The sequence below is a fragment of the Novosphingobium sp. YAF33 genome (genome assembly GCF_052113265.1).
In the GTDB taxonomy this organism is placed as follows: Bacteria; Pseudomonadota; Alphaproteobacteria; order Sphingomonadales; family Sphingomonadaceae; genus Novosphingobium.
In genome coordinates this window covers 123,628-149,885 of record NZ_JBFRCW010000007.1, presented here as the reverse complement: position 1 = coordinate 149,885, position 26,258 = coordinate 123,628, and the positions used below count along the sequence as shown (strand labels likewise).

At 66.4% G+C, this 26,258-nt stretch carries 25 protein-coding genes; 8 read left to right on the top strand and 17 right to left on the bottom strand.

Annotated features, from left to right (window positions below):
* Nucleotides 1-352 precede the first annotated feature (352 nt).
* The 3 genes from AB4Z00_RS16320 to AB4Z00_RS16310 all read left to right on the top strand — a co-directional run bounded on the left by AB4Z00_RS16320 (nucleotide 353) and on the right by AB4Z00_RS16310 (nucleotide 7,902).
* Nucleotides 353-2,911, top strand: a complete 2,559-nt coding sequence (locus AB4Z00_RS16320; RefSeq protein ID WP_442046594.1) for a TonB-dependent receptor — start codon at nucleotides 353-355, stop codon at nucleotides 2,909-2,911.
* 146 nt (nucleotides 2,912-3,057) lie between these two features.
* Nucleotides 3,058-5,001: an excinuclease ABC subunit UvrC gene (gene uvrC, locus AB4Z00_RS16315; protein WP_442046593.1), complete on the top strand. Its 1,944-nt coding sequence runs from the start codon at nucleotides 3,058-3,060 to the stop codon at nucleotides 4,999-5,001.
* A gap of 198 nt (nucleotides 5,002-5,199) precedes the next feature.
* A complete protein-coding gene (locus tag AB4Z00_RS16310) occupies nucleotides 5,200-7,902 on the top strand; it encodes a M1 family metallopeptidase (protein ID WP_442046592.1) in 2,703 nt (900 codons plus the stop codon).
* A 113-nt stretch (nucleotides 7,903-8,015) separates the two neighbouring features.
* Here the strand turns inward: AB4Z00_RS16310 and AB4Z00_RS16305 are convergent, their stop codons facing one another.
* The 8 genes from AB4Z00_RS16305 to AB4Z00_RS16270 form a co-directional block, all read right to left on the bottom strand.
* Nucleotides 8,016-8,876: a transcriptional regulator gene (locus AB4Z00_RS16305; RefSeq protein ID WP_208324774.1), complete on the bottom strand. Its 861-nt coding sequence runs from the start codon at nucleotides 8,874-8,876 to the stop codon at nucleotides 8,016-8,018.
* A complete protein-coding gene (locus AB4Z00_RS16300; protein ID WP_442046591.1) occupies nucleotides 8,873-10,027 on the bottom strand; it encodes a GNAT family N-acetyltransferase in 1,155 nt (384 codons plus the stop codon). The genes AB4Z00_RS16305 and AB4Z00_RS16300 overlap by 4 nt, the downstream gene beginning before the upstream one ends.
* 130 nt (nucleotides 10,028-10,157) lie before the next feature.
* Entirely contained in the window at nucleotides 10,158-12,251 is a 2,094-nt protein-coding gene (locus AB4Z00_RS16295; RefSeq protein ID WP_442046590.1) for a sodium-translocating pyrophosphatase, read from the bottom strand.
* Between the two features lie 138 nt (nucleotides 12,252-12,389).
* Complete coding sequence (gene thiL / locus AB4Z00_RS16290; RefSeq protein ID WP_442046589.1) at nucleotides 12,390-13,349, bottom strand: thiamine-phosphate kinase; 960 nt, start codon at nucleotides 13,347-13,349, stop codon at nucleotides 12,390-12,392.
* A gap of 82 nt (nucleotides 13,350-13,431) precedes the next feature.
* Nucleotides 13,432-13,878 (bottom strand): transcription antitermination factor NusB, encoded by a 447-nt coding sequence (gene nusB, locus AB4Z00_RS16285; protein WP_134093033.1) that lies wholly within the window; start codon nucleotides 13,876-13,878, stop codon nucleotides 13,432-13,434.
* Nucleotides 13,875-15,164 (bottom strand): histidinol dehydrogenase, encoded by a 1,290-nt coding sequence (hisD, locus tag AB4Z00_RS16280; RefSeq protein ID WP_431567046.1) that lies wholly within the window; start codon nucleotides 15,162-15,164, stop codon nucleotides 13,875-13,877. The genes nusB and hisD overlap by 4 nt, the downstream gene beginning before the upstream one ends.
* Nucleotides 15,164-15,832, bottom strand: a complete 669-nt coding sequence (hisG, locus tag AB4Z00_RS16275; RefSeq protein WP_132263134.1) for an ATP phosphoribosyltransferase — start codon at nucleotides 15,830-15,832, stop codon at nucleotides 15,164-15,166. The genes hisD and hisG overlap by 1 nt, the downstream gene beginning before the upstream one ends.
* 70 nt (nucleotides 15,833-15,902) lie before the next feature.
* Complete coding sequence (locus AB4Z00_RS16270; RefSeq protein ID WP_207912811.1) at nucleotides 15,903-16,175, bottom strand: BolA family protein; 273 nt, start codon at nucleotides 16,173-16,175, stop codon at nucleotides 15,903-15,905.
* Between the two features lie 39 nt (nucleotides 16,176-16,214).
* Between AB4Z00_RS16270 and AB4Z00_RS16265 the strand changes: the two genes are divergently transcribed.
* Nucleotides 16,215-16,814, top strand: coding sequence for a J domain-containing protein (locus AB4Z00_RS16265; RefSeq protein WP_132263131.1), 600 nt, complete (start codon nucleotides 16,215-16,217; stop codon nucleotides 16,812-16,814).
* A 45-nt stretch (nucleotides 16,815-16,859) separates the two neighbouring features.
* On the opposite strand, the gene AB4Z00_RS16260 is transcribed toward AB4Z00_RS16265, so the two are convergent.
* The 7 genes from AB4Z00_RS16260 to AB4Z00_RS16230 all read right to left on the bottom strand — a co-directional run bounded on the left by AB4Z00_RS16260 (nucleotide 16,860) and on the right by AB4Z00_RS16230 (nucleotide 21,113).
* Nucleotides 16,860-17,318, bottom strand: a complete 459-nt coding sequence (locus AB4Z00_RS16260; RefSeq protein ID WP_442046588.1) for an SRPBCC family protein — start codon at nucleotides 17,316-17,318, stop codon at nucleotides 16,860-16,862.
* A 26-nt stretch (nucleotides 17,319-17,344) separates the two neighbouring features.
* Nucleotides 17,345-18,010: a glutathione S-transferase family protein gene (locus tag AB4Z00_RS16255; RefSeq protein WP_442046587.1), complete on the bottom strand. Its 666-nt coding sequence runs from the start codon at nucleotides 18,008-18,010 to the stop codon at nucleotides 17,345-17,347.
* Nucleotides 18,007-18,522, bottom strand: a complete 516-nt coding sequence (locus tag AB4Z00_RS16250) for a VOC family protein (RefSeq protein ID WP_442046586.1) — start codon at nucleotides 18,520-18,522, stop codon at nucleotides 18,007-18,009. Before AB4Z00_RS16250 ends, AB4Z00_RS16255 begins: the two co-directional genes overlap by 4 nt.
* Nucleotides 18,519-19,145, bottom strand: coding sequence for a glutathione S-transferase family protein (locus AB4Z00_RS16245; RefSeq protein ID WP_132263124.1), 627 nt, complete (start codon nucleotides 19,143-19,145; stop codon nucleotides 18,519-18,521). The genes AB4Z00_RS16250 and AB4Z00_RS16245 overlap by 4 nt, the downstream gene beginning before the upstream one ends.
* A 102-nt stretch (nucleotides 19,146-19,247) precedes the next feature.
* The gene (locus AB4Z00_RS16240) at nucleotides 19,248-20,054 is read right to left on the bottom strand and encodes a VOC family protein (RefSeq protein WP_132263123.1); all 807 of its coding nucleotides are present in this window, start codon (nucleotides 20,052-20,054) and stop codon (nucleotides 19,248-19,250) included.
* Nucleotides 20,051-20,437: a DUF1428 domain-containing protein gene (locus AB4Z00_RS16235; protein WP_134093027.1), complete on the bottom strand. Its 387-nt coding sequence runs from the start codon at nucleotides 20,435-20,437 to the stop codon at nucleotides 20,051-20,053. The genes AB4Z00_RS16240 and AB4Z00_RS16235 overlap by 4 nt, the downstream gene beginning before the upstream one ends.
* A 10-nt stretch (nucleotides 20,438-20,447) precedes the next feature.
* Nucleotides 20,448-21,113, bottom strand: coding sequence for a glutathione S-transferase family protein (locus AB4Z00_RS16230; RefSeq protein WP_132263120.1), 666 nt, complete (start codon nucleotides 21,111-21,113; stop codon nucleotides 20,448-20,450).
* A gap of 140 nt (nucleotides 21,114-21,253) precedes the next feature.
* Between AB4Z00_RS16230 and AB4Z00_RS16225 the strand changes: the two genes are divergently transcribed.
* Both AB4Z00_RS16225 and cobS read left to right on the top strand, forming a co-directional pair.
* A complete protein-coding gene (locus tag AB4Z00_RS16225) occupies nucleotides 21,254-22,021 on the top strand; it encodes a winged helix-turn-helix transcriptional regulator (RefSeq protein ID WP_442046585.1) in 768 nt (255 codons plus the stop codon).
* A gap of 155 nt (nucleotides 22,022-22,176) precedes the next feature.
* Nucleotides 22,177-23,169 (top strand): cobaltochelatase subunit CobS, encoded by a 993-nt coding sequence (gene cobS / locus AB4Z00_RS16220; RefSeq protein ID WP_132263117.1) that lies wholly within the window; start codon nucleotides 22,177-22,179, stop codon nucleotides 23,167-23,169.
* 84 nt (nucleotides 23,170-23,253) lie between these two features.
* On the opposite strand, the gene truA is transcribed toward cobS, so the two are convergent.
* Nucleotides 23,254-24,000 carry a tRNA pseudouridine(38-40) synthase TruA gene (truA, locus tag AB4Z00_RS16215; RefSeq protein WP_132263115.1) on the bottom strand — a complete coding sequence of 249 codons (747 nt, stop codon included), beginning with the start codon at nucleotides 23,998-24,000 and terminating at the stop codon, nucleotides 23,254-23,256.
* 96 nt (nucleotides 24,001-24,096) lie between these two features.
* On the opposite strand from truA, the gene AB4Z00_RS16210 reads away from it, so the two are divergent.
* Nucleotides 24,097-24,663, top strand: coding sequence for a cupin domain-containing protein (locus tag AB4Z00_RS16210; RefSeq protein ID WP_442046584.1), 567 nt, complete (start codon nucleotides 24,097-24,099; stop codon nucleotides 24,661-24,663).
* 3 nt (nucleotides 24,664-24,666) lie between these two features.
* On the opposite strand, the gene fmt is transcribed toward AB4Z00_RS16210, so the two are convergent.
* On the bottom strand, nucleotides 24,667-25,578 hold the full coding sequence (gene fmt, locus AB4Z00_RS16205) for a methionyl-tRNA formyltransferase (protein WP_442046583.1): 912 nt from the start codon (nucleotides 25,576-25,578) through the stop codon (nucleotides 24,667-24,669).
* Between the two features lie 60 nt (nucleotides 25,579-25,638).
* Here fmt and recR point away from each other — a divergent pair, with 60 nt between their 5' ends.
* Complete coding sequence (gene recR / locus AB4Z00_RS16200; protein ID WP_132263112.1) at nucleotides 25,639-26,235, top strand: recombination mediator RecR; 597 nt, start codon at nucleotides 25,639-25,641, stop codon at nucleotides 26,233-26,235.
* The last annotated feature ends 23 nt before the right edge of the window (nucleotides 26,236-26,258 follow it).

Sequence of the window (26,258 nt, the reverse complement as noted above, 5' to 3'; positions counted from 1 at the left end):
GCCCGTTTTCGCCGGTTGTCGTTTCAAAAATGCCGCACACGACATGTCGCTTGGGCGGATGCGCCTGCGAATAGTTGGCCGAACGCTTCCGGAACTGTCCTGCGACAAATGCATATTCTGTTGCGACAAAAAGTTACCCGCCCCGACCTTGCGGCATGTTCGCAGTCGCGGCATCAGCGCAGCGGGCCGAGAACAAGGCTCATTGGCGGGAAATATCTTTTTCAATCGGAGGTTTGATTTGCGGTGCGTGCATCTGGTCCCATGGGTTGGGCCACTGTTTGCCGGCGTGTGCCTGCCGGCGCTGGCCCAGGCACAGGTCGTCCCGGCTTCGCCGGCAGGTGCAGAGGCCGCGATGATGACCAGCGCCGCCACCAGCACGGCCGTTGCCGGCGCCGGGATCGCCGCGGCTGTGAACCCCAGTGACGCATCGGTGCCGCCGGACGAGGACAAGGACGACGATCCGCTGGAAGTGACCGGGGGGGACATCGTCGTCGTCGCCCCGCGCATCCTGGGCCAGCTGGACGTTCCCAACCAGCCGATCGCCACGTTCGACGAGGACGACATCGCCGCTTACGGCGTGGACTCGATCGGAGACCTGATCGATGCGATCTCGCCGCAAACGGGCAGCGGGCGAGGGCGCGGCAGCGGTACGCCGGTCATTCTCGTCAACGGCCAGCGCATCACCAGCTTCCGCGAGATGCGCAACATCCCGCCGGAGGCGATCCGCAAGCTGGAAGTGCTGCCCGAGGAAGTGGCGCTGCGCTTCGGCTATCCGGCGAACCAGCGCGTCGTCAATCTCATCCTCAAGGACAAGTTCTCGGCCACGACCGTCGCCGGAGAGTTCAACAATCCCACGCGCGGCGGCTACGACAATTACGAGCTGGAAAGCGGCATCGTGAAGATCGCCGGGCCGCGGCGGTACAATTTCAACGCTAAGTATACAGACACGTCGATGCTCACCGAGGACGAGCGCAATGTGCGGCAGGAGGACGGATCGCAGCCCACGGTGGCCGGCGATCCCGAGCCGGCGCGCTATCGCAGTCTGGCAGCCGCGGATTCCGAGTTCACGGTGGGCGGCAACATGACGCAGAACCTTGGCGACAAGGGCATGGCCGGTTCGATCACCGCGAACGGCGCCTTCACGCACGAAGTATCGACCTCGCTTTCGGGGCTCGACACGGTGACGCTGACGTCGCCTGCCGGCAGCCAGGAAGTGCGCACGCTGCCCGATCCGCTGACCTCGCGCGTCGTTACCGACACGTTCGAGGCGGGGCTGGGCTACAACACCATGGTCGGCCGCTGGATGTTCAACGTCACCGGTGACGGCAGCTATACCGATGCCGGCACGCGCACCGATCGCAAGCGCGACCTTACGGGGCTTCAGGATGCGGCCGCGGCCGGTACGCTCGACATTGCCGGCGCGCTGCCCGTGGTTGCCGGGGCGGGCGTAGACACCGCGCGCAGCCGCACGCTCTCGCTCAGTTCCCTGGCGACTCTCTCCGGCACGCCCTTCATCATGCCGGCAGGCGATGCCAACCTGACCTTCAAGGGCGGCTACGATTTCAGCCGGGTGCAGAGCGAGACCCATTCGGATACCTCCGCCGCCAGTACGCTGACGCGCGGCGATGTCTCGGGCGGCGTCAACCTGGCGATCCCGCTGACCAGCCGCGGCGATTTCCTGGGCGGCATCGGCGATCTCGCGCTCAACGTCAGTGCTGGGCTGAACCACCTGTCGGACTTCGGCACGCTGACCGACTGGAGCGCCGGACTCACCTGGTCTCCCACCGAGAAGCTGACTTTCCAGGCAAGCTACCTGGTGGACCAGGAAGCGCCGACCCTGGCGCAGCTGGGCGCGCCGAGCGTGCTGACCTACAATGTCTCGGTCTACGATTTCACCACGAATTCCACCGCGCTCGTGACCGTGCTGACTGGCGGCAACCAGGATCTGCGCAAGGAAACCCAGCGCGACATCAAGCTCTCGGCGACCTGGGAACTGCCCTTCATGGAGCGCTCCAACCTCATCCTGGAATACTTCCACAACCGCTCCTCGAACGTCAGCGAATCCTTCCCCATGCTGACTTCGGCGGTGGAGGCGGCGTTCCCGGATCGGGTGCAGCGCGATGCCTCCGGAAACCTCGTCTACGTCGACCGGCGCGCGGTGACCTTCGACGAGGAGACCAGTTCGCGTATCCGCTGGGGGCTCAATCTCTCGGGCAATCTCGGCAAGAAGGAGACCGGCGGCGGGCAGGGTGCATTCGGCGGGCCTCCGCCTCCGGGCGCAGCGCGCGGTGGTGACGGCGGCGCTCGTCCCTCGGGCGCTTCCGGTAGCGGCGCTTCCGGTGGTGGCCACCAGGCAGGCGGCGGCGGCGGGCCCGGTCCGGGTGGCGGCGGTCCACCGCCGGGCGGTCCGGGTGGCCCCGGCGGCAAGGGCGGCCGCTGGAATCTGTCGGTCTATCATACCTGGCGCTTCACCGACCGCGTCAAGATCGCCGACGGCGTGCCGGAACTGGACCAGCTCAACGGCGAGGCCCTGACGGCCGGCGGCGTCCCGCGCCATGCGATCGAGGCCGAAGGCGGCATGTTCAAGAACGGCTACGGCTTCCGCCTCAAGGCGGAATGGGACGCGCCGACGCGGGTGGACGGCACCGGCCTGCCGGGCAGCTCGGACTTGCGCTTCGGCAGCACGTTCGACGTCAAGCTCCGCATTTTCGCGGATCTGGGAAAGAATGCCGATCTCGTGGCCAGAGTGCCGTTCCTCAAGGGCACGCGCTTGTCGCTCGTGGCGGACAACCTGCTGGATTCGCGGCAGAAGGTTACAGACCAGAACGGGGAAGTGCCGATCGCCTACCAGGCGGCCTATCGTGAGCCGCAGGGCAGGGTGCTGGGCATCGATTTCCGCAAGATGTTCTGATCACGCCGTCGTCCCGGACTGGCCTGCCGGCCATTGGCCAGCGGCGAACGCCGCCCATCGGCCCAGCGGCGGGAGATCCGGGACGACGGTGAAATCCCCTTCGCAGACCGCTTCCCCTTCGGCCGTTCAATCTCTATCTGGCCCTGATGGCGCGAACACCTGCCGGCACTCCCGAACACCCCCAAGGCACCGAACGCTTCAACGAGGAGCGGGCGACTTTCACCCTGCGCGGCTCCGAACAGCCCGATCTCCAGCAGGGGGTCGAGGCGATCCGGGAAACCTTGCGGACTCTGCCGGCCAAGCCCGGGGTCTACCGCATGCAGGATGCGCGCGGGGACGTGCTCTATGTCGGCAAGGCGCGGGTGCTGAGGAACCGGGTCGCCAACTATACCCAGTGGGAGCGGCTGCCCGGCCGCCTGCAGCGCATGGTCAGCCAGACGCGCAGCATGACCATCGTCACCACCAATTCCGAGGCCGAGGCGCTGCTGCTGGAAGCGCAGCTCATCAAGCGCTTTCGCCCCGCCTACAACGTGCTGCTGCGCGACGACAAGTCGTTCCCCTTCATCCTGCTGCGGTCCGAACATGAGTTCCCGCGCATCATGAAGCACCGCGGCGCGCGCAAGATGAAGGGCAATTATTACGGCCCCTTCGCCAGCGCCGGTTCGGTGAACACCACGATCAACGCCCTGCAGAAGCTGTTCCTGCTGCGCAGCTGCACCGACAGCTTCTTCTCCCGGCGCGACCGGCCCTGCCTGCTCTACCAGATCAAGCGCTGCTCCGCGCCTTGCGTCGGCCGGATCGATGAGGCGGGCTACGGAGAACTCGTGAAGGAAGCAAAGGACTTCCTTGGCGGCAAGTCCAACGCGGTACAGAGGAAGATCGAGAGCCAGATGGCCGAAGCCGCGGCCTCGCTGGACTTCGAGCGCGCGGCCATGCTGCGCGACCGCCTGCGCGCGGCCACATTCATCCAGGGCAGCCAGGCGATCAACGCCGAGGGCATGGACAGTGCCGACATCTTCGCCATGGCCTGCAAGAACGGGCAGATCGGCGTGCAGGCCTTCTTCATTCGCGGCGGCCAGAATTGGGGTCACCGCGCCTTCTTCCCGACGCATACCGAAGGGCTGTCCGAGGAGGAAGTGTTCCAGAGTTTCCTTGCCCAGTTCTACGAGGAAGTGCCTCCCTCTCGAACCATCCTGGTCGACCGCGAACTGCCCGAGGCCGAACTCATGGCCGAGGCCTTCCGCGAACTGGCGGGCGGCAAGGTGGAAATATCGGTGCCCCAGCGCGGCAGCCGCCGCCGCCTGATGGACCAGGCGGTGCGCAATGCCGTGGAGGCGCTGGACCGCCGCATGGCCGAGCGCGGCTCGCAGGCCAAGATCTGGCGCGAGATGACGGAATTCCTCGAACTGCCGGACCTGCCGCAGCGCGTGGAAGTCTACGACAACTCGCATATCCAGGGCAGCAAGGCGGTCGGCGCGATGGTGGTGGCCGGGCCGGAGGGTTTCCTCACCAGCCAGTACCGCAAGTTCAACATCCGCGAGGCGCAGAGCAACGACGATTTCGCGATGATGCGCGAAGTCATGACCCGTCGTTTCGGGCGCGTGCAGGAAGAGGACCCCGAACGCGAGAGCGGTATGTGGCCCGACCTTGTGCTGATCGACGGCGGCAAGGGCCAGATGAGCGCGGTGAAGGACGCGCTGGAGGAACTCGGCATCGAGGACGTGAACCTCATCGCCATCGCCAAGGGGCCGAACCACGGCCGCGAGGGGCGGGAGATATTCCACTTCCCCGACGGGCGCGAAAAGATGCTGCCGGTGAACTCGCCGCTGCTGTTCCATCTCCAGCGCCTGCGCGACGAGGTTCACCGCTTCGTCATCGGCGCGCATCGCGCCAAGCGCAGCCGGGCGATCACCGCCAGCCCGCTCGACGAAATTCCCGGCATCGGCCCGGCCCGCAAGCGCGCGCTGCTGCTGCACTTCGGCACCGCCGGCAAAGTGCGCGCCGCCAGCCTGGAAGACCTCCAGCGCGCGCCCGGCGTCAGCGCGGCGGTGGCACAGACGATCTACGATTTCTATCATCCGAACGGCTGACGGGGCGCTGCGAAGGAGGCCGATAGCCGCGGCCCCACCCTCCGCGCCGAAGGACCAACAGCCGACTCCCATCGACGAACGACATGAGCCTCGCGTGACACTGCGGTGACGTTCGCGCTAGGACGCGCGCATCCGCTGGCGCGCGGGGGCAGCCCTGCGCATCCGCAACAAAGCCGATTTCCGGAGCTTCAGCCCCTCATGCGTTCTTCCTTGCGTAATCTCGCCACGGCCGGCGCCGTGATTGCCCTTGTCGTTTCCGCGCAGGCCTTCGCCGCAGCACCTGCCGCCGTTCCTCCGGCCGCCTCGCCCGAGGCCGTGCCGCTGGCCGAAACCGTCCCCAGCGACCTACCGCGCAATGCCCGGCCCAGCCACTACCGCATCGAAGTGACCCCCGATGCCAAGGCACTGACCTTCAGCGGCATCGCCTCGATCGACCTCACCGTCTTCACCGCCACCGACGCACTCACGCTGCACGGCAATGGCCTGGCGGTATCGTCCGCCAGCCTGGTCGCCGCCAATGGCGTCACCCTTCCGCTCCAGACGAGTGCCGACGAGAACGCGCAGACCTTGCGCTTCGCCGCCGGCAAGACGCTCGCGCCGGGCAGATACCGCCTCGATGTGACTTATGCGGGCAAGATCGGCACTCAGCCCTCCGGCTTCTTCGCGCTCGACTATCCCGACAAGCGGACCGGCGCGGGCAACCGCGGCGAAGTGCGCGGGCTGTTCACCCAGTTCGAAGCGCCTGACGCCCGCCGCTTCGTGCCAAGCTTCGACGAGCCGAGCTACAAGGCGACGTTCGACCTTTCCGCCGTCGTCCCCGCAGACCGCATGGCGATCAGCAACATGCCGGTGAAGGGGCAGGAAATGCTGGCGGGCGGGCTCAAGCGCGTCACGTTCGGCACGACTCCGAAAATGAGTTCCTACCTGCTGTTCTTCGGTGTAGGCGATTTCGAGCGGACCGCGAAAAAGGCGGCGGACGGCGTGGACGTGGGCATCATTTCGCCCGCGGGCAGCGGCGCTCAGGCCGACTACGCGCGTGACGGCCTCGCCCAGATCCTTCCCTGGTTCGACGACTATTTCGGCGTGAAGTTCCCGCTGCCCAAGCTGGACAACATTGCCGCGCCCGGCTCCTCGCAGTTCTTCGGCGCCATGGAGAACTGGGGCGCGATCATGACATTCGAGCGCATCCTGCTGCTCGATCCCGCCGTCACCAGCCCTTCCGGCAAGCAGAGCATCTACAGCGTGCAGGCGCACGAAACCGCGCACCAGTGGTTCGGCGATCTCGTGACGATGGCCTGGTGGGACGATATCTGGCTGAACGAAGGCTTCGCCAGCTGGATGGCCGACAAGGTCACCGATCACTTCAACCCGGAATGGAACTGGAAACTGGGCGGCATCGACGGCCGCGAAGGCGCCATGGCGCTCGACGCCCTGCCAACCACGCACCCCGTCGTGCAGAAGGTCCGCACGGTTTCCGAGATGGAGCAGGCCTTCGATTCGATCACTTACCAGAAGGGGCAGGCGGTCATCTCGATGCTGGAGGACTATGTCGGCGCCGATACCTGGCGCACCGGCATGCAAACCTACATGCGCAGCCATGCCTATTCGAACACGGTCAGCAAGGACCTCTGGGCGGCCATGGAATCGGCGGGCGGCAAGGACGTGGACCTGATCGCCGAGGCGTTCACCCATACCCCGGGCGTACCGCTGCTGCGCGTCAAGGTATCCGCCTGCGCGGCCGGCAAGACGCGCCTCGACCTGACGCAGGACGCCTTCTCGCTCGATCCCTCGACCCGCGGCGGCAAGGCGCCGACCTGGCCCATGCCGCTGCTGATCCGCGCCGGAAACGGGGAGCCCATGCGCCATCTCATGACCGGCAGGACCGACAGCGTCACGCTGGACAGCTGCGATGCCGTGCTCGTGAATGCGGGCCAGCTCGGCTATTACCGGACGCTCTACGATGGCAAGGCGCTCGATGCGCTGGTTTCCGGTTTCGCGTCGCTGGCGCCGATCGACCAGTACGGCCTCCTGCGCGACAACCTTTCGCTGTCGCTGGCGGGTTACCAGGACATGGCGGCGGGCCTGCGCCTGCTGTCGGCCGTACCCGCGACGGCCGATGCCACGCTTTCGGGCAAAGTCGTCGGCCAGTGGGAAGGCGTCTACGGCCTGCTCGACGATGCCAAGGTCAAGTCCAGGCTCGCCGCGCGGATTTCGAAGACCTGGGCGCCGCGACTGGACAAGCTGGGCTTCGACCCGGTCGCAGGCGAGCCGCTCACCGACACCAAGCTGCGCTCGCAGCTGATCGACACGCTCGGCACGATCGGCGACGCCCGTGTCGTTGCCGAGGCGCGCCGCCGGCTCCAGGGGCTCGCTGCCGATCCCAAGTCGCTTGACGGTCCGATGAAGGCCACCTGGCTGAGCGTGGCTGCGGCCAATGCCAACCGTGCCGACTGGGATCTCCTGCGCCAGCAGGCCGCCAAGGCCACCGGCTTCGTGGAACGCCAGCTCTACTATACGGACCTTGGCATGGCCGGGGACGAAGCGATCGCCAAGGACGCTCTCGCGCTCGCCATTTCCGGCACGCCCGATGCGACCAGCGCCTCGCAGATCATCACCACGGTCGGCCGCGCCCATCCGGAGATGACGTTCGACTTCGTTCGCGCGCACCAGCAGGCGATCGACGGGCTGATCGAGCACTCCGGTCGCGCCCGCTTCTTCGCGCGCATCGTCGCGTCGAGCACGAACCCGGACATGGTCGGGAAGATCGAGGCCTATGCCGCAACGCTTCCTGCGGATGAGGCCAAGCCGGTGGTGCAGGCGCTGACCGGACTCAAGGAGCGTCTGGCCAATCGCCCCCGCCAGCGCGTCGAGGTCGCGGCCTGGGTGAAGAAGACTAAGTAAGGGGGCGCAATTCCGGGGGGTGACCCCCGGGCCCTCGTAATGGCGACATCCCGCATTGCCGGGCAGGGCGGAGAACAGGAGAGGCAGGGGGGCCTGGATCCCCTGCCTCTTCCTTATTTGCCGAACCTGCGAAGCACGCGCCACCCGAAAGCCTTTATCCGGTTCCGCGCGGGCCAGCGCTTCGTTCGTCCCGGCGAGAGGCCGAACCCCCGCAGCCAGCCATTGAAGGCCCGCGCATCGGCCTCGGCAAAGCTCCATTCGGAACGCCAGGTGATCGACAGGGAAACCGATGGCGCGCCGCCGTTACGCACGAAATGGGGCGCCATGACCGGGACATAGACCGCCTCGCCTGCGCTCAGGGCGAACTCCGTGCCTCCGGGCAGGAGGTCGTCGTGCCACTTGAGTTCGCGGCCGCCGCCCGTGTGGTAGGTCTCGTGGACCCGGTCCGGCGCGAAGCGGGGATCGCCGGCGGGGAACTGGGTCATGACCTTGGTGCCGCGCACTTGCAGCAGGATGTTGTGTTCGGGGTCGAAGTGATAGGGCGTGACGCCGCCCGCCGAAGTGACGAAGGCAAAGGCCTGAAGCTTCATCATGCGGCCGGTTTTCGCCTCGATGGCGGGGCGCAGCTCGTCCAGCAGCTCGCCCAGAAGGCGGGCGTAATCGGGGTCCTGTTCGATGTTCTTGATGACGGCCCAGGAGTTGGTCGTCTCGATCTCGCGGATCGTGCGGCCGATGGGGATGCCGGTGGGCGCGGGCTTGCCGTCGATGCCGAGCGGCTGATTGCCGAAATTGTACTCCACCGACCCGGCCGGCAGCGATTCCGCAAGGGCGGCAAGCGCTTCCAGCGCCATCAGCGGATGCTCGCCAAGGGCATGGGTCAATTTGTGCGGCACTTCGGGGTAATTGGCGGAAAAGCGGGCGCGCGCCTCTTCGGAGAAGACGGCAGCGCCTCCGGTCTTGGAAAACAGGTTCACAGGTTCCCTCCTGCGGGACGGCGCGCGATTTCCGCGCGGACGAAGTGGCGGAACAAGCGGCGGCGGAGCGGACCGCCGATGGCGATCGAAATTCGCGCGACCGTGCGGCGCTGGCGCCAGAGATGGTCGATCATCGGGTGGTCGGCCGCGGCGCAGCTGTCGGTCCAGGCAATGTCGTCGCGGTCCAGCACGCGCAGGTTCTCGCGCTGGAGCAGGACCCCCGGCGAGTATCGGGAGTAGCCTTCGTCGAAAGCGGTCTTGAAGGAATAGGCGCCCGGCGGGGTCAGGAAGCTGGCCAGCATGGCGATGGGCCGGCCGTCGAGCATGAGCGAGAGACGTTCGAGACGGCCCCGCCGGGCCGCGCCTTCCAGGCTTTCACGCAGCAGGGCGGTTGTTTCAGGGTGGTTGGCCAGCGCCGATCCGGCCTTGCCCTTCCAGCCAGAAGCCTCCAGCGCGAGGAAGGCGTCGCACCATGCGGCCAGGCCGTCCTCACCCGAGTGTCGCTCGACATCCACGGTGCCCAGTTCCGCCAGGCGGCTGGCCTGTCGGCGCAGTTCCTTGCGTTTCTTGCCCGATAGCGAGGCCTCCAGATAGGCGTCGCCGGTCAGGTCCGAGGCGAGCAGGGCGCGTTCCTCGCGGTGTACCACTTCGGACTGGCGCGGTTCTGCGGCAAGCAGCGCCGAAAGGGCGGCGTGAACGGGGCCGTCGACGGGAATGCCGCGCAAGTGGAGGAACAACGCCTGTCCCGCGTGACCATCCGCCCAGTCCAGCACCGCGCGCCAGAACGCGGTCTCCGCGCCCCGTGCGATTAGCGGGACGCCGCAGAAGCAGTTGTCGTGAAGCCAGCTTGTCAGGTTCGGCACCGGCCAGCGATAGTAGCGGGGTGTTTGCAGGATCGGCAGAAGCCCGGCCAGCTCCCCGGCCCGCTCGAACCGCAGGATCATCACGTCCTGTCCGCGCGCGAGGTGACGCAGCGAGGGCAGGAGATACCAGCTTTCGAAAAAGGGATTGGGCTCGCTCGCATCCAGCGCGAGCCGGTCCCAGGCGGCGATCTCGGCCTCCAGCGCACGCCACGGGACGCAGCGCAGCGAATAGGGCGCCGCCGCCGGAGCGACGTCCCTGCGAACCGAATGGGCCTGGCGGTCGAACATGGTGCTTGCGAGCCTGCTTATCCTTCAGCAGCCTCTAGCGCCCCGGCATCAAGGAAGTGCTAACGCCGCCTTCCATGCCAAAGCCCCGGCGGATCGCTCCGCCGGGGCCGGCCATCATGGTCTTGTCGTTTCAGCCTGCTGCCAAGGCGGCGAGCAGGAGCAGGGCGACGATATTGGTGATCTTGATCATCGGGTTCACCGCCGGTCCGGCCGTGTCCTTGTAGGGATCGCCGACCGTATCGCCCGTCACCGCGGCTTTGTGAGCTTCGGAGCCCTTGCCGCCGTGATGGCCGTCCTCGATGTATTTCTTCGCATTGTCCCAGGCGCCGCCGCCCGAGGTCATCGAGAGCGCCACGAACAGGCCGCCCACGATCACGCCCAGCAGCAAGGCGCCGAGCGCGGCGAAGCCGTTTTCGGTGCCCGCGACCGCCGAGATCACGAAGTAGACCACGATCGGCGCCAGCACCGGCAGCAGCGAGGGCACGATCATTTCCTTGATCGCGGCCTTGGTCACGAGGTCCACGGTCCGGGCGTAATCGGGCTTGGACTCGTAAGTCATGATGCCGGGATTGGCCTTGAACTGTTCGCGCACGTCCACCACCACATCGCCGGCCGCGCGGCCCACGGCGGTCATGCCCATGGCCCCGAACAGATAGGGCAGCAGCGCGCCGAGCAGCAGCCCGACGATGACGTAGGGATTCTCCAGGCTGAAATCGACATTCAGGCCGGGGAAGAACTCCCTAAGATCGTTGGTATAGGCCGCGAAGAGCACCAACGCGGCGAGGCCCGCCGAGCCGATGGCATAGCCCTTGGTCACGGCCTTGGTGGTGTTGCCCACCGCATCCAGCGCGTCCGTCTTCTCGCGCACGGCGTCGTCCAGACCGGCCATTTCGGCGATGCCGCCGGCATTGTCGGTGACGGGGCCATAGGCGTCCAAGGCGACGACCATGCCTGCCAGCGCCAGCATGGCGGTAGCCGCATAGGCGATGCCGAGCAGTCCCGCGAGCTGGTAGGCCACGATGATGCCGGTGACGATCACCAGGGTGGGCAGTGCGGTGGCCTCAAGGCTGATCGCAAGCCCCTGGATGACGTTGGTGCCGTGTCCGGTCTCCGAGGCCTTGGCGATGGAGCGGACCGGCCGGTAGCCGGTGCCGGTGTAATATTCGGTGATCCAGATGATGAGGCCGGTGATGACCAGCCCGACCAGCGAGCAGTAGAACAGCGTGCGGCCGGAGAAGTCCGTTTCGCCGATGAGGGCGTTCATATCTCCGAGCGAATAGTCGATCGCCCACCAGATGGCCGGCACCGAGAGCACGGCGGTGACAAGGAAACCCTTGTACATGGCGCCCATGATGTTCTGCGATCCGCCGAGGCGGACGAAGTATGTGCCGATGATCGAGGTGACGATGCAGACGCCGCCGATCAGCAGGGGCAGGGCCATCAGGCCGGAAAAATTGTCGATGCCCTTCATGAGGAGGGCGGTCAGCACCATGGTGGCGCCGACGGTGACGACGTAAGTCTCGAACAGGTCGGCAGCCATGCCGGCGCAGTCGCCCACGTTGTCGCCCACGTTGTCGGCGATGACGGCGGGATTGCGGGGATCGTCTTCCGGGATGCCGGCTTCGACTTTGCCGACAAGGTCGGCGCCGACATCGGCCGCCTTGGTGAAGATGCCGCCGCCGAGGCGGGCGAAGATCGAGATCAGGGACGCGCCGAAGGCGAGGGCGGTGAGACCCTGGACCACGGTGCGGTCTTCTCCGCCCACGGTATGTCCGCCCGGCCCGGTGAGGTACCAGTAGAACACGGCGATGGCGAGCAGCGCGAGGCCGGCCACCAGCATGCCGGTGATCGCACCGGCACGGAAAGCCAGGGTCAGGCCCTGTTGCAGGCCGGTCTGCGCGGCGGCCGCGGTGCGCACGTTGGAGCGGACCGAGATGTTCATGCCGATGAAACCGGCAAAACCGGAAAGGATCGCGCCGATCACGAAGCCCACGGCCGAAACGGTCCCGAGCGTGACGACGATGATCAGTGCAACGACGATCCCGACAACGGCGATCGTCGAATACTGCCGTTTCAGGTAGGCTTGTGCGCCTTCCTGAATGGCGGCGGCGATTTCCTGCATCTTTTCGTTGCCGGCTGGAGAGCCGAGCACTTGGCGGCTGGTGACGAAGCCATAGAGAATGGCCAGAAGCCCCAGGACAATTGCGATCGTGACTGGATTCACAAAACGCCCCCTTTTCCCAATATGTAACGACGGGTTTTCCCGCTCGATACGACTAGGGCTATAGGGAAGCTCGACTAGTGGCAAGCGCCTTGATAAGCCGGGTTAGTAAGGTTTCCGTCGCAAGGTACGACGGGGCGCTCAATGCTGGTAGCCCAAGCGCTCTGGCAGGGGCGTGGGCTGGCCCTGCCACTCCAGCGCAATATCCGCGCCTTCTGCCACGGCGCCGATCGGCCGGACATGCGAGCCCGCCGCTGCGGCCGCCGCACGCACATAGGCGCTGTTCACGGCAGGCGCGGTGAACAGCAACACGTAGTCGTCGCCCGCCGTCATGGCCTGGAGCCTCTGTTCCAGACCATCGCCGACAGTGGCGACCAACGCTCTGGACAGCGGCACGTCGTCGGCAGTGATGACGATCGAGACGCCGCTGGCATCGGCCATGCGCCGCGCATCCACCAGCAGGCCGTCGGAAACGTCCATCATGGCGGTCGCCAGGGGGGCCAGCGCCACGCCCAGCGCCGGCTCGGGCATGGGGCGGTGGTACCGGTCGATCAGCCAGCCGGCTTCGGGCGTCTGGACCCGGCCTCCCGACGTCAGCAGCTCCAGGCCGAGCCCGGAATCGCCGATCGTGCCGCTGACCCACAGCAGATCGCCCGCTTGCGCCCCGCTGCGCGAGGGCACGGGGCAATCTTCCGGCCCGCGGCCGAGGGCAGTGAGCGAAAAACTGCGCGCCGAACCCTTGGGCATGCGTACGGTGTCGCCGCCGAGCAGCGGCAGCCGGAAATGCCGGCAGGCGAGTTCGAGCCCGGCCAGGAACGCGCGGTCCCAGTCCTCTTCGCCCAGAGCGTGCGACTTGAGGCAGCCGAGCGGTTCGGCGCCTTTCGCGGCCAGGTCCGAGGCGTTGACCGCCACCAGCTTCCACGCGACATCTTCGGGTGGATCGCCGGGCAGGAAATGCACGGCCTCCACCAGGGTGTCCATGGTCAGGACCAGCTTCTGTCCGCCGAGTTCGAGGACGGCGGCATCGTCCGCCAGCCCGCGTGCGGCGGGGCTGACGGCAATGGCGCGCAAGGCGTCGATGAAGGCGAATTCGCGGCTCACGCTGAGACCATGGGCCGCGCCGGGCCCCTTGTCGAGATCAGGCCTTGAGGATCATGCCGCGCGAAACACGCAGCGCGGCGCGTCAGCGGACCGACTTCGCCACGGCATCGAGCACGCCGTTCACGAACTTCGCCTCGCGCGCGTCGAAGAAGGCATGGGCCACGTCGAGATATTCGCTGATCGCAGCCGCCGTGGGCACGTCCGGGCGGGCCATCAGTTCGTAGGCGCCGGCGCGCAGGATCTGCAGCATGGTCTTGTCGAGGCGGGGCAGTGCCCAGCCTTCGGCCAGCTTGCCGGTGATCAGTTCGTCGATCTCGTCGCGGCGGGCGATCACGCCCTTCACCACGTCGTCGAAGAACGCGACTTCGGCCTTGGCGTACTGGTCTTCGTCGATTTCCGCACCCAGGCGGTGGCGGTGGAACTCGTCCAGCAGCGTGGGAAGCAGGGTCGCTTCCATCTCGAACTGGTAGAGCGCCTGAACGGCCGCGAGGCGGGCGGCCGCACGGGCCTGCTTGGAATAATTCGTCATTGGCCGAGCCTTATGGAAATGGAGCGCGCATGCGCAGGAAGCCCTTCCGCATCGGCAAGGGCGACGGCGGCGGGGCCAATGGCCTCAAGCGCCGCCTGATCGAGCTGGATGAAGCTGGTGCGCTTCATGAAATCGAGGACCGAGAGGCCCGAGGCGAAGCGCGCGCGCCGCCCGGTGGGCAGGACGTGGTTCGGGCCGGCCACATAGTCGCCCACGGCTTCGGGGGTCATGCGGCCGAGGAATACCGATCCGGCATGGCGGATCTTGCGGAACAGGCTTTCGGGATCGTCGGTCGCGATTTCGACATGCTCGGCGGCAAGCGCATCGGCCAGGATCGGCGCCTGTTCCAGGCTCTCGACGACGACGATGACGCCGTATTCGTTCCAGGACTGGCGGGCGGTCGCCTGGGTGGCGAGCGCGGAAAGTTCCAGCTCCACGGCCTCGGCCACGGCATCGGCAAAGGCTGCGTCGTCGGTGATGAGGATCGATTGCGAAGTCGGGTCGTGCTCGGCCTGGCTCAGCAGGTCGGCGGCAATCCGGCGCGGTTCGTTCTTCGCATCGGCAATCACCAGGATTTCGCTGGGACCGGCCACCATGTCGATGCCGACGACGCCGTAGAGCTGGCGCTTGGCCTCGGCCACCCAGGCATTGCCGGGGCCGGTGATGACATCGACCGGGGCGATCCGCTCGGTACCATAGGCCAGTGCGCCGACGGCATGGGCACCGCCCACGCGCCAGACCTCGTCCACGCCCGCGAGATGCGCGGCGGCGAGCACCAGGGCATTGACCTCGCCCTTCGGCGTCGGGGTGACGACGACGAGACGCTCCACGCCGGCCACTTTGGCGGGGATCGCGTTCATCAGCATCGAGGAAGGATAGGCCGCGCGGCCGCCCGGCACATAGAGCCCGGCGGCATCGACCGCGCGCCAGATCGCGCCGAGGCGCACGCCGGCTTCGTCGGTATAGTCGCGGTTTTCCGGGAGCTGGGCGGCGTGATAGGTGCGGATGCGGTTGGCAGCCAGTTCGAGCGCATCGCGCAGGGTCGGCTCCAGGCCATCGAAAGCGGCGCGGCAGGTCTCGGCATCGATCTGCCAGCCGCTCTCGTCAAGGTCGTGGCCATCGAAACGTTCGGTATATTCGGCCAGGGCCGCATCGCCGTTCTCACGCACGGCGGAGAGGATCTCGGCCACGTCGCGCGCGACATCGACAGCGCTTTCGCGGCGGTCGGCGACGACACGCTGGAACGCCTCGGCAAAGCCTGCGTCCTTGCTGGAAAGCCGCAGCATCAGGCGGCCGCCTCGCGCGTCCGGGCATTTTCGGCCACCAGCGCGCGGAAGCGTTCGACCAGTGCGGCCACACGCTCGTCAGTCTTGAGCGCTGCGCGATTGACGATCAGGCGGGCCGAAATGTCGAGGATGCGGCTGGTCTCGACAAGGCCGTTTTCCTTCAGGGTGCGCCCGGTGGAAACGAGATCGACGATGCGGCTCGACAGTCCCAGCGTCGGCGCCAGTTCCATGGCGCCGTTCAGCTTCACGACTTCGGCCTGCACGCCCAGCTTTTCGTAGTGGCGGCGCGTGAGGTTCGGGTACTTGCTGGCGACGCGCAAGTGCGACGGCAGCGCGCCCCCGACTTCGCCTTCGCGCTCCGCCACGGAGAGGCGGCAGTGTCCGACATCGAGGTCAACCGGCGCGTAGAGGTCCGGGTAGGCGAATTCCTCGACCACGTCGGAGCCGACGATCCCGACTTGCGCCGCGCCATGGGCCACGAACGTCGCCACGTCGAAAGCGCGCACGCGGATCAGGCGCGTGTCGCTGTTCTCGCAGGCGAAAGAGAGCGCGCGAGACTTCTTGTCGTGGAATTCCGCCTCGGGCACCACGCCAGCGCGCGCCATCAGCGGCAGCGCCTCGTCGAGGATTCGGCCCTTGGGCACGGCGAATGTCAGGGTTGTCGGCATGGTGCGCGCATTTAGGCTGCCATTGCGCAAAGGGCAACCGGGGATAACGGGCGTCTGACGACCCGGCCTGTTATTCGCCTGGGGCGCGGGCCTTGATGGCAAGGGCATGGACGCGCGTTCCGGGAATGTCGCCGAGCGCGGCATTGACGAGACGCTGGCGCTGGAGGCGGGAAACGCCGGTGAAAGCAGGGGTTTCGATCTCGATGGTGAAATGCGATTCGCCGGTGCCATCGTCGCCCATATGGCCGGCGTGGCTGGCGGAATCATTGATTACCGCGAGGTGGGTGGGGGCGAAGGCGGCTTCGAGAAGCTGCCGCATTTCCTGTGCGATCGGTCCGGTCATGTCTTCCATTTAGACGCAGCTTATCCCATCTGGAAGCCGGTGAGACATTCTAGATTTCATGGCAGGGTCGAATCCGGCGGACGCGAATGCAACTGGCCGGGATGTGAGGAAGCGGGCGAGTTTCGCGCGCCGGGCGTTCGTTTGCCGGGTTTCGACGGGCCGGGCGACTATCGCTGGTTCTGCCTCGACCACGTTCGCGAGTTCAATTCGGGATACGATTATTTCGACGGCATGAGCGCGGAGGAAATCTTCCGTGCCCAGTCGCCGCTTCATGGCTGGGAAGCGCAGAGTCGTGCCTTCCGGCCGGACGCGGGTGTGGACGGAACGCCGCGGTGGGCCGATTTCGCGGACCCGCTGGAAGCGATCAGCGGGCGGGCGAGGGCCCATGTCCGGCAGCGCCAGGCCGACATGAAGCCGCAGAACATCCGCTTCACGCCGGAAGAGCGCCGCGCCCTGGAATTCCTGGGACTGGACGGTGACATCGACAGCAAGACCTTGCGCCTGCGCTATACCCGGCTGCTCCGGCAGTATCATCCCGATCACAATGGCGGAGACCACAGCCACGCCGAGCGGCTGCAAGGCGTAGTGGAGGCCTACCAGCTGCTGCGAAAGTCTTCGGCAATGGCTTCGGCCGGATAGGCGTTCAGCCGGGGGATCGAGAACTTGCGGCGGATGCGAGCCTGCTCAGGCTCCCTCCGCCTCGCAGATTTCGGCGAGTTGATCGGCGCAGGCAGACCAGCCGTCCACGAAGCCCATCTCTTCGTGCTGCTTCTTCGTTTCGCTGCTCCAGTGGCGAGCGGCAGCGGTGTAGCGAGTGCCGTTGCCTTCGCTTGCCACTTCCCAGATGCCGATCATGAAGGGGCCGGAGGGCTGGAAATCGGCAGTGACGGCATCGGTCGTCACGAAGCGGCGGCCTTCCTCGTAGGCGAGATAGATGCCGTTCTGCGGCGCTTCCTCACCGTCGGGGCCATACATCGTCATCCGGCAGGCGCCGCCGGCGCGCTTGTCCTGCTCGTCGATCTCGACCCGCCAGGGGCGAGGGCACCACCATTCCTCCTGGCGATTGGCCATGACGTCCCAGACTTTCTCCACGGGAGCGTCGATGAAGCGCGTGATCGAGAGTTCGTTGCTGGCATCGTTCACGGACAATCTCCTCAATCGCGAATCGTTCAGTCGCGGTCCGGCGCGCCTAGCGGGAAGTAGGCGCGGAAGGGTCGGGCATCCTCGACGCAGCGCGCGACGGAGGGCAGGGACAGCAGATGCGCGCGCCATTGCCGCAGGCGCGGCCTGTCTTCCGGGATGGGGTGGACCCAGTCGGCATAGAACAGCGATGGCGCCGCCGCGCATTCGATCAGGGTGACCTGATCCATCGGCGGATAGAACTGCAGCCAGCCTTCCAGCCAGGCATAGACCCTGTCGAGTTGGGCGCGCGCTTCCGCGCAGCGGGCAAGGTCGGGGTTCTTGCTGTCGCGGATATATTCGTTCACGACGATCTGCATCACGTTCATGACGTAGTTGTCGAACACGCGGTCAAGCATCCGGATCGCCGTGGCCGCATCGGGATCCTCGGGAACCAGCGTGCCGGGCGCGATGAGATGCCGGTCGATATATTCGACGATCGTCGTCGCTTCGAACAGAAGGTTCTCGCCATCGCGCAGCACCGGGAACTTGCCGAGCGGGCCGGCGGTCTGGACGACTTCGGCATGTTCGGGGTGCTCGGCATCGATAATGCGGAACGCGAAAGGCACCTCATAGGCGTAAAGCGGGATCAGCGCCTTCCAGGTGTAGGACGAGAACGGATGGCCGAACAGTTCCAGGCTCGGTTCCGGATTCATGCGCCGGTTCCTTGCCCGTCATGACCGGCGACGGCGGCCTCGATCGCCGCGATGTCGATCTTGCGCATCGTCATCATCGCCTCCATCCCCCGCTTCGCTGCCGCGCGGTCCGGATTGGTAAGGGAATCGCTGAGCGCCTTGGGGGTTATCTGCCAGGAAAGGCCCCACTTGTCCTTGCACCAGCCGCACATGCTTTCGGCCCCGCCATTGCCGACGATCGCATCCCAGTAACGGTCGGTTTCCTCCTGGTTCAGGGTTTCGACCTGGAAGGAGAAGGCTTCCGAATGCTGGAAAGTCGGGCCGCCGTTGAGGCCGATGCATTCAATGCCCATGACCGTGAATTCCACGGTGATGACCTCGCCCTGTTTCCCGTCCGGATAGTCCGTGGGTGACTGGACGACGCGGGTGACGTGGGTGTCGGGGAAGACCGAGGCATAGAAATTCGCCGCCTCTTCCGCCGCGCCGTCGTACCAGAGGCAGACGCGGTTCTTTGCAGGGCGCCCGGCGGTCATTTCTTCATCTCCCCGATCAGGGTGTTGTCCACGGCCTTGGCGGCCTTGTAGCCTTCCCGCGCCTGGAAACGCTCGGCGTAGGCAACGAAAGCCCGGCGCGGCGGCATCGTGCCGAACGTGAGTCCCCAGTCGACCGCGCTGCCGACGTAGACGTCCGCCATGGTGAAGCGTCCGCCGCAGACATAGTCGGCCTGGTCGAAATGGCTCTCCAGCGCGTTCATCGTGCGCTCGAAGTTGCCCCAGCCGGCCATCGGCTCCTGCTCGGGCGTGGGTTCGCACTTGAGGTGGCGGGAGGTGATCGCCTGTTCGACCGGTCCGGAGGCAAAGAAGGTCCAGCGGTAATAGTCCGCCATTTCGGCATCGTTCGGCAGCAGCCCGGCCTCGGGATGCATTTCCGCCAGGTAGAGGCAGATCGCCGCCGCTTCAGTGACGACCCGGTCTCCGTCTTCGGCATGGTGGACGATGGTGGGCACTTTGCCCATCGGATTGACCGCCAGGAAACTCTCCGGCTTGTCCTTCCAGTCGATCAGGATCTGCCGATAATCGGCCCCGACTTCGTGTAGCGCCCAGCGCGCGATCTGCCCGCGCGACATGGGATTGGTATAGAAGGTGTAGTCGGCCATGATCCTACTCCATCGTCTTGCTTGAAGGCGGAACAATCATGGAACATCGTTCCGCCGTCAATGGCCTTTCGTTCCTGTCGCGCCCCGGTCTTTTTTCGGGGATCAGTCGCCTTTCGGCCCCACCAGTCCGAAGCCGGCGCCCTGAGGATCGAGCGCGACGATGATCCACTCCCCGCCCGGCACTTCGTGCGGTCCCATCAGGACCTTGCCGCCATTTGCCTCCACCGCCGTTTTCGCCTGTGCGATGGAGGGCACGCCGAAGTAGAACATCCAGACCGACGGCTGGCTCTCTTCCTGCCGCTGCATGATCGCGCCCAGCGTCTGGCCGTGGTGCCCGATGAAGCAATAGTCGCCCATCTCGCCCATCGACATCTTCTCGTCGAACGTGAAGCCGAAGTGCTTGCCGTAGAAGGCCATGGACCCGGCCTGGTCGGGGCTGGCGAGTTCGTTCCAGCGCACCCGCTGGTTCTCCGTGACGGAGAAGACGTCACTGGCGGCATCCGGTTTGTCGGCAGGTGGGACCGGCTTCATCAGATAGATCGGCACGCCCTGCGGATCGGCGACCATGGCGATGCGGCCGACGGGGAGGTCCGTGGCCGGCATCTGCACTTTGCCGCCCTCGGAAGTGATCGCCTCCACCGCGGCATCCACGTTCTCCACGTAGAAATAGGGGAGCCAGATCGGCCTTGCGCCGCCTTGCGCCATGTCCTCGGTGATGGCCATCGCGCCCCCGGCCATGCCGCCGTCGTCACGAACGATCATGCGGTAGTCGAGGCCTCCTGCCTCGGGATCGGCATGAGTGGCGATCGTCCAGCCGACGACCTCGCGATAGAAGGCGGCGGCGCCCTCRATGTCGCTGGTGAGCAGTTCGTACCAGATGAAGCTTCCGACGGGATTGGCCACGGTCATTCTCCCTGTTCGGTCTGGGGCAGCACGACGACGGACTGGAAGCCGCCGAAGATCATGCGGGCGCCGTCGAACGGCATGGGGTTCTTCTCGGGGTCGAAGCGCGGGTCGGTCTTCATCAGTTCCATGAGCAGGCCCATCTGGCGATCGCGGGTGCCCTTGTCTGGCCATTCGATCCAGCTGAAGCAGACCACTTCGTCCTCCTTCGCCGCGACGGCGCGGAAGAAGTCGGTCTGCTTGCCGTGCTCGACATCGTCTCCCCAGCATTCGACGATGCGCGTGGCGCCGTACTCCATGAAGTAAGTGTCGAATTCCCGGGCGTGGGCGATGAACTTGTCCTTGTTGGCGGCAGGGACGGCAATCACGAAACCATCGACGTAAGGCATGGCTATTCTCCTAAGTGGCGGGAGAGGCGTAGCTTTCGAGTTGTTCGGCAAGGGCCCGGCGGAAGGCCGGACGGTTTTCGCCGCGCGCCTTGTAGGCGGCGAGCGCGGGAAACTCTGCGAGGATCGCGGTATGGTCCAGGCTGCGCAGCACGGTGACCAGCAGGATATCGGCAATGGAGAAATCTCCGGCGATCCAGTCCTTGTCGCCGAGCGCGGTCTGGGTGGCGGCGAGGCGCGACTGCGCCAGCTTCACCGCGCTTGGCCGCGCTTCGGCTGCCCAGGGTTTGCCTGCGTGGAAGATATCGAGCGCGCCGATCTGCGCGACGAAGGGCTCCACGCTGTTGAGAGCGGCGAACAGCCAGGTGATCGCCAGCCAGCGTGCGCCGGGCTCGGCGGGCAGCAGGCGTTCGTCCTGCTCGCCCAGGTAGAGCAGGATGGCGCCGCTTTCGAACAGCTTGCGCGTGCCGTCGTCGAAGGCGGGGACCTGGCCGAAGGGTTGCCATTCCCGGTAGGCATCGGGGCGCGGGTGATAGACGTCGAGTTCCTCCACCCGGTAGTCCCGGCCCAGCTCTTCGTGCGCCCAGCGCAGGCGAAGATCGCGGACCTGCCCGCGAACCGGCGGCGGAACGTCGGCATAGGCCGTGAAGACGGTGGAAGCGGTCTCGCTTCGAGGCATCGACACTCTCCTGTTCCCATGACCGCGGCCTGTGCGGCACAGCCATGAACGGCGCCCGTTGCGGGCTCCGATCGGTGTCGCCCTGGGCCGGGCGATTCGTTATTGCAGGAGCCTGGGCAATCAGGTTACAAAAAGCAACTATGAAGTTGAAAAAGGAAACCGGCGCCGGGTCGAAGCGGCTGGGCGGCGCGGTGAACGAACCGGAAGATACCAGCACGCAGGCCGCATTGCACGGACGCTGGTATCGCGACGCCTGCGGCGCGGCTTTCGCCATGGAACTCGTGGGCGAGCGCTGGACCCTGCCGATCGTGCGCGAGATGATGCTCGGGCCGCGGCGCTTCAACGGGTTGCGCGCCTCGCTGCCCGGAATCAGCGCCAAAATATTGACCGAGCGACTGGGCAGTCTGGAGGCTTCGGGCATCGTGCGGCGCGCGGAACTTCCGCCGCCGGCTTCGATCAAGGTCTATGCGCTGACGGAGTGGGGGCTGGCGCTGGAGCCGGTCATGCAGGAGCTGGGCCGCTGGGCGGTGCGCTCGCCGGGACACGACCCCTTCCTGCCGCTGACGCCGGTGGCTTTCATGCTTTCCCTGCGCACGATGATCGAGCCGGCGCGGATCGGCGCGCTTGCCTTGCGGGTGGTGTTCGATGTGGCGGGCCAGGCCTTCGTCGGCACTTTGGGGCGGGGGGAACTGGGCATCGCCCCGGCCGGGGAAGAGGTCGGGGCTGTCGATTTGCGCTTCGCTGCGGAAACCGCGACCGATTTTCTCCCGGTGTTCTACGGCAAGCGCTCGGCCGAAGAGGCGGGGGGGCGATTGTCGATAGAGGGCGACCCGGCGCTCGCTGCGCGTTTCATCGATCTGTTCGCGCTGCCGCGGAAACTCGGGCGCGCCGACGATGCAGGGGATTGAGGCCCGTCGCCATCACAAGCGTGACCAATGCTCTTGGCGGCGGACGACCCCGACCTTTCACGGAAGCAGCGCCTGTCGGCATCGCGCCCTGGTTTTACCCATAAGCCGCAAAGCCTGTTGCGGTGCAGCGCTCGCTTGTCTACGCGAGTGCAACGATGACTGAGACCGAGACCATGAAAGCCGAGAACCGAGACGCCACCGTGCTGGCTGCTCCCGACATCGAACTCGACGTGCGCGAGACTTTCGGAATCGATATCGACTGGAAGGTGCCCGCCTTCTCCGTCGCCGACGAGCGCGTTCCGGATCTGGACGAGACTTACGTCTTTGACCCGGACACCACGCTCGCGATCCTGGCGGGCTTTGCCTACAATCGCCGCGTCATGGTGCAGGGCTATCACGGCACCGGCAAGTCGACTCACATCGAACAGGTCGCCGCGCGCCTCAAGTGGCCGTGCATCCGCATCAACCTCGACGCGCACATCAGCCGCATCGACCTGATCGGCCGCGACGCCATCGTCCTGCGCGACGGTCTGCAGGTCACCGAATTCCGCGAAGGCCTGCTGCCCTGGGCGCTCCAGCACCCGGTGGCGCTGGTGTTCGACGAATACGACGCGGGCCGCCCGGACGTGATGTTCGTCATTCAGCGCATTCTTGAAACCGAGGGCAAGCTGACCTTGCTCGACCAGAACCGCGTGATCCGTCCGGACCGCAATTTCCGCCTGTTCGCCACCGCCAACACGGTCGGCCTCGGCGATACTTCGGGACTCTATCACGGCACCCAGCAGATCAACCAGGGTCAGATGGACCGCTGGAACCTGGTGGTCGGCCTCAATTACCTGCCCGAGCCGGTCGAAACCGACATCGTCACCAAGAAGGTGCCGCAGGTGGATGCCAAGGTCGTCGCCAACATGGTCAAGGTCGCGGACTTCACCCGCCAGGGCTTCATGAACGGCGATATCTCGACGGTGATGAGCCCGCGTACGGTGATCACCTGGGCGCAGAACTCGGCCATCTTCAACGACGTGGGCTTCGCCTTCCGCCTCTCGTTCCTCAACAAGTGCGACGAGACCGAGCGCGTGATGGTGGCCGAATACTACCAGCGCGTCTTCGGCAAGGACTTGCCCGAGAGCGTGGTCGGCAAGGTCTGACCTTCGAATTGCGAAACAGGAAAAGGGAGGCTGCGGCCTCCCTTTTTTTATGCTCGCCTAGGATCGCGACGCCTCAAGGCTTCGTCAGCTCTCCGGGTAGATGGCCTTGACGAAATAGAGCCCGTCCGGCGGCGAATTCAGGCCGAGCGCCTGCCGGTCGCGCGCTTCCAGCGCCTCGGCAACCCGCGCTTCCGTCCAGCGGCCCATGCCCACCAGCGCCAGGCAGCCGACCATCGAGCGGACCTGGTGATGCAGGAAACTGCGCGCCTCGGCCTCGATCAGCACCATCTCGCCTTCGCGCCGCACATCGAGCCGGTCGAGCGTCTTGAGCGGGCTTTGCGACTGGCAATGGGCCGAGCGGAAGGTCGTGAAGTCATGCAGCCCGACCAGCGTCTGCGCCGCGCGGTGCATGGCGGCCGCGTCGAGCGGCTTGGGCACCTGCCAGGCCTTGCCGCGCTCCAGCGTGAGCGGGGCCCGGCGGTTGGCGATACGATAGACATAGGCGCGGCCGATGCAGGCGAATCGCGCATGCCAGTCGTCCGGCACGATCTCGCAGGCGACCACCGCGATCGGATGAGGCCGCAGCCGCGCATTCATGCCCTCCATGAACTGGAAGGGGGTGAAGGGCTTGGCGATGTCGATATGCGCTCTCATGCCCAGAGCATGGACCCCCGCGTCAGTGCGCCCGGCGGCATGCATGCTCGTGGTCTCGCCGGTAAGGGCGAAAGCCGCTTCCTCGACGCTCTGCTGCACCGAAGGACCGTGCGCCTGGCGCTGAAGGCCCATGTAGGGGGCGCCGTCGAATTCGAGAGTGAGGGCAAAGCGGGTCATCGCGCCGCCGATACAGGACTGTGCGCGGACTGCAAACGCCTTGGCTCACGGCTGCAAGCGGCGCATCCTAACGGGCGCTTCATGGGAGAAGGCAGGATGAGCGACGAAAGGACTATCGCCGAGCGGCCCCGTTTCGAGACGTTTCGCGGCGGCGCGGCGCTTTCGCTGGACGAATGCGGTTGCATGACCCTGGCAGGCGAGGCGCCGAACATGCTTGCGGCGCTGCCGCTCTTCGCGAGCGCCGGGCCGGAGACCGGGGAGCGGGTGGACGTGCCCTACCGGCGGCCGGGCATGAGCCTGGCGCGGCTCCAGCTGAAGAGCGGCTTCGCCCTGCCGCTGCACAGCCATGACTGCGATTGCCTGTACTATATCGTCGCGGGCAGCGTCGAACTCGGCACCGAAACGCTGTCGGCAGGCGACGGCTTCTTCGTGGGCAGCGATGTGCCCTATGCCTATATGGCCGGGCCGGAGGGCGCGGAAGTCCTGGAGTTTCGCGCTACCGACAGTTTCGATATCCGGGTGCGCGACAAGTCGCCGGCAGGCTGGGCCCGCGCCGCCGAGCGGGTCCGCGACGCGCAAGCCAGATGGGCGAACGAGCCGCCGCCCGCTCCCCGTCTCTCTGGCGGCCAGTTGCCCGAGCGCCAGGCGCCCGAGCCGTCGTAACGATCAGCCGAGGCGCGTGCCTGCCGGTATCGGCCGGCCGCGCAGCAGGTCGGCCGTGTCCATCGCAGGCTTCCCGGCGCGCTGGATGCGGGTCACGCGGATGGCGCTGTCGGCACCGCACGCCACGGTGAGCACTTCGTCGAGCGTCAGGCCAGGCTCGCCCGAACCTTCGGCGACGTCGGCCGCCAGCACTTTGTAGCGCTCACCTTCAAGTTCGAAGAACGCGCCGGGCGCAGGCATGAAGGCGCGAACCTGACGCTCGACCTGCTCGGCGGCCTGCGTGAAGTCGAGCCGGGCTTCGGCCTTGTCGATCTTTTTTGCGTAAGTGACGCCGTCTTCCGGCTGGGAAACGTGGCGATGGACGGCCAGGTCGCGCAGCGTGCCGACCATCAGTTGCGCCCCTTTTTCCGCCAGTTCGCTTGTCAGTTCGCCCGCCGTCTTGCGCTCTATCGTGGTGCGCAGGGTGGACAGCATCGGCCCGGTGTCCAGCCCGGCCTCCATCTGCATGATGGTGACGCCGGTGGTGGGATCGCCGGCGAGGATCGCCCGCTGGATCGGCGCCGCCCCGCGCCAGCGCGGCAGGATCGAGGCGTGGATGTTCAGGCACCCCAGGCGCGGCGCGTCCAGCACCGCCTGCGGCAGTAACAATCCGTATGCGGCGACCACGGCGATATCCGCCTCCAGCGCGGCGAATCGGTCCTGTTCCTCTGCGCTGCGCAGCGAGACGGGGTGCCGCACTTCGATCCCGCGCATCTCCGCTTCCTTGTGCACGGGCGAGGGCGTCAACTCCTTGCCGCGCCGGCCACCGGGGCGAGGGGGCTGGCTGTAGGCCGCGACGATCTCGTGCCCGGCCTCCACCAGCGCGACCAGTGCGGGCACTGCGAAGTCGGGCGTTCCCATGAAGACGATACGCATGGTGTGGGGAAATCTCCGAAACACTTCCTCTAAGGCTCTGGAGGCCCTATCCCCGGCGCCATGGCATCGCAAGAGATCGAGACGCTTACGGCCGCGCTGTCGCGCCTTCCCGGACTTGGCCCCCGTTCCGCGCGGCGGGCCGTGCTCTGGCTCATCAAGCGGCGCGAGACCTCGCTGGTGCAACTGGTGGAGGCACTCGGCGCCGTGAAGGAAGCGCTGGTAGAGTGCGCGACCTGCGGCAATATCGACACGACCAACCCTTGCGGCATCTGCGCCGATCCGCGCCGCGACGCCGGATCGCTCTGCGTGGTGGAGGAAGTGGCGGACCTCTGGGCGCTCGACCGGGCGCGGCTCTTCACCGGGCGTTATCACGTCCTCGGCGGTCGTCTTTCCGCGCTCGACGGCGTGCGGCCGGAAGATCTGACGATCGACCGGCTGCTCGTGCGGGTGGAGGCTGGCGGCATCGACGAAGTGGTGCTGGCCATGAATGCGACGCTCGAAGGGCAGACCACGGCGCATTACATTGCCGAGCGTCTTGAAGGGCTTCCGGTGCGCATTACCCAGCTTGCCCACGGCCTGCCGGTGGGCGGTGAACTCGACTATCTGGACGAGGGTACGCTGGCCCAGGCGATCCGGGCACGACGGCCTGTGAGCTAGCCGATCACTGTCATCGAAGCGTC

Bases quoted from the DNA above. Each gene is read 5' to 3' on its own strand.
- AB4Z00_RS16320 (WP_442046594.1), top strand. From the start codon at position 353: ATGATGACCAGCGCCGCCACCAGCACGGCCGTTGCCGGCGCCGGGATC.
- uvrC (WP_442046593.1), top strand. From the start codon at position 3,058: ATGGCGCGAACACCTGCCGGCACTCCCGAACACCCCCAAGGCACCGAA.
- AB4Z00_RS16310 (WP_442046592.1), top strand. From the start codon at position 5,200: ATGCGTTCTTCCTTGCGTAATCTCGCCACGGCCGGCGCCGTGATTGCC.
- AB4Z00_RS16300 (WP_442046591.1), bottom strand. From the start codon at position 10,027: ATGTTCGACCGCCAGGCCCATTCGGTTCGCAGGGACGTCGCTCCGGCG.
- nusB (WP_134093033.1), bottom strand. From the start codon at position 13,878: ATGACGAATTATTCCAAGCAGGCCCGTGCGGCCGCCCGCCTCGCGGCC.
- hisD (WP_431567046.1), bottom strand. From the start codon at position 15,164: ATGCTGCGGCTTTCCAGCAAGGACGCAGGCTTTGCCGAGGCGTTCCAG.
- hisG (WP_132263134.1), bottom strand. From the start codon at position 15,832: ATGCCGACAACCCTGACATTCGCCGTGCCCAAGGGCCGAATCCTCGAC.
- AB4Z00_RS16270 (WP_207912811.1), bottom strand. From the start codon at position 16,175: ATGACCGGACCGATCGCACAGGAAATGCGGCAGCTTCTCGAAGCCGCC.
- AB4Z00_RS16255 (WP_442046587.1), bottom strand. From the start codon at position 18,010: ATGAATCCGGAACCGAGCCTGGAACTGTTCGGCCATCCGTTCTCGTCC.
- AB4Z00_RS16250 (WP_442046586.1), bottom strand. From the start codon at position 18,522: ATGACCGCCGGGCGCCCTGCAAAGAACCGCGTCTGCCTCTGGTACGAC.
- AB4Z00_RS16245 (WP_132263124.1), bottom strand. From the start codon at position 19,145: ATGGCCGACTACACCTTCTATACCAATCCCATGTCGCGCGGGCAGATC.
- AB4Z00_RS16235 (WP_134093027.1), bottom strand. From the start codon at position 20,437: ATGCCTTACGTCGATGGTTTCGTGATTGCCGTCCCTGCCGCCAACAAG.
- AB4Z00_RS16230 (WP_132263120.1), bottom strand. From the start codon at position 21,113: ATGCCTCGAAGCGAGACCGCTTCCACCGTCTTCACGGCCTATGCCGAC.
- AB4Z00_RS16225 (WP_442046585.1), top strand. From the start codon at position 21,254: ATGAAGTTGAAAAAGGAAACCGGCGCCGGGTCGAAGCGGCTGGGCGGC.
- cobS (WP_132263117.1), top strand. From the start codon at position 22,177: ATGACTGAGACCGAGACCATGAAAGCCGAGAACCGAGACGCCACCGTG.
- truA (WP_132263115.1), bottom strand. From the start codon at position 24,000: ATGACCCGCTTTGCCCTCACTCTCGAATTCGACGGCGCCCCCTACATG.
- AB4Z00_RS16210 (WP_442046584.1), top strand. From the start codon at position 24,097: ATGAGCGACGAAAGGACTATCGCCGAGCGGCCCCGTTTCGAGACGTTT.
- fmt (WP_442046583.1), bottom strand. From the start codon at position 25,578: ATGCGTATCGTCTTCATGGGAACGCCCGACTTCGCAGTGCCCGCACTG.
- recR (WP_132263112.1), top strand. From the start codon at position 25,639: ATGGCATCGCAAGAGATCGAGACGCTTACGGCCGCGCTGTCGCGCCTT.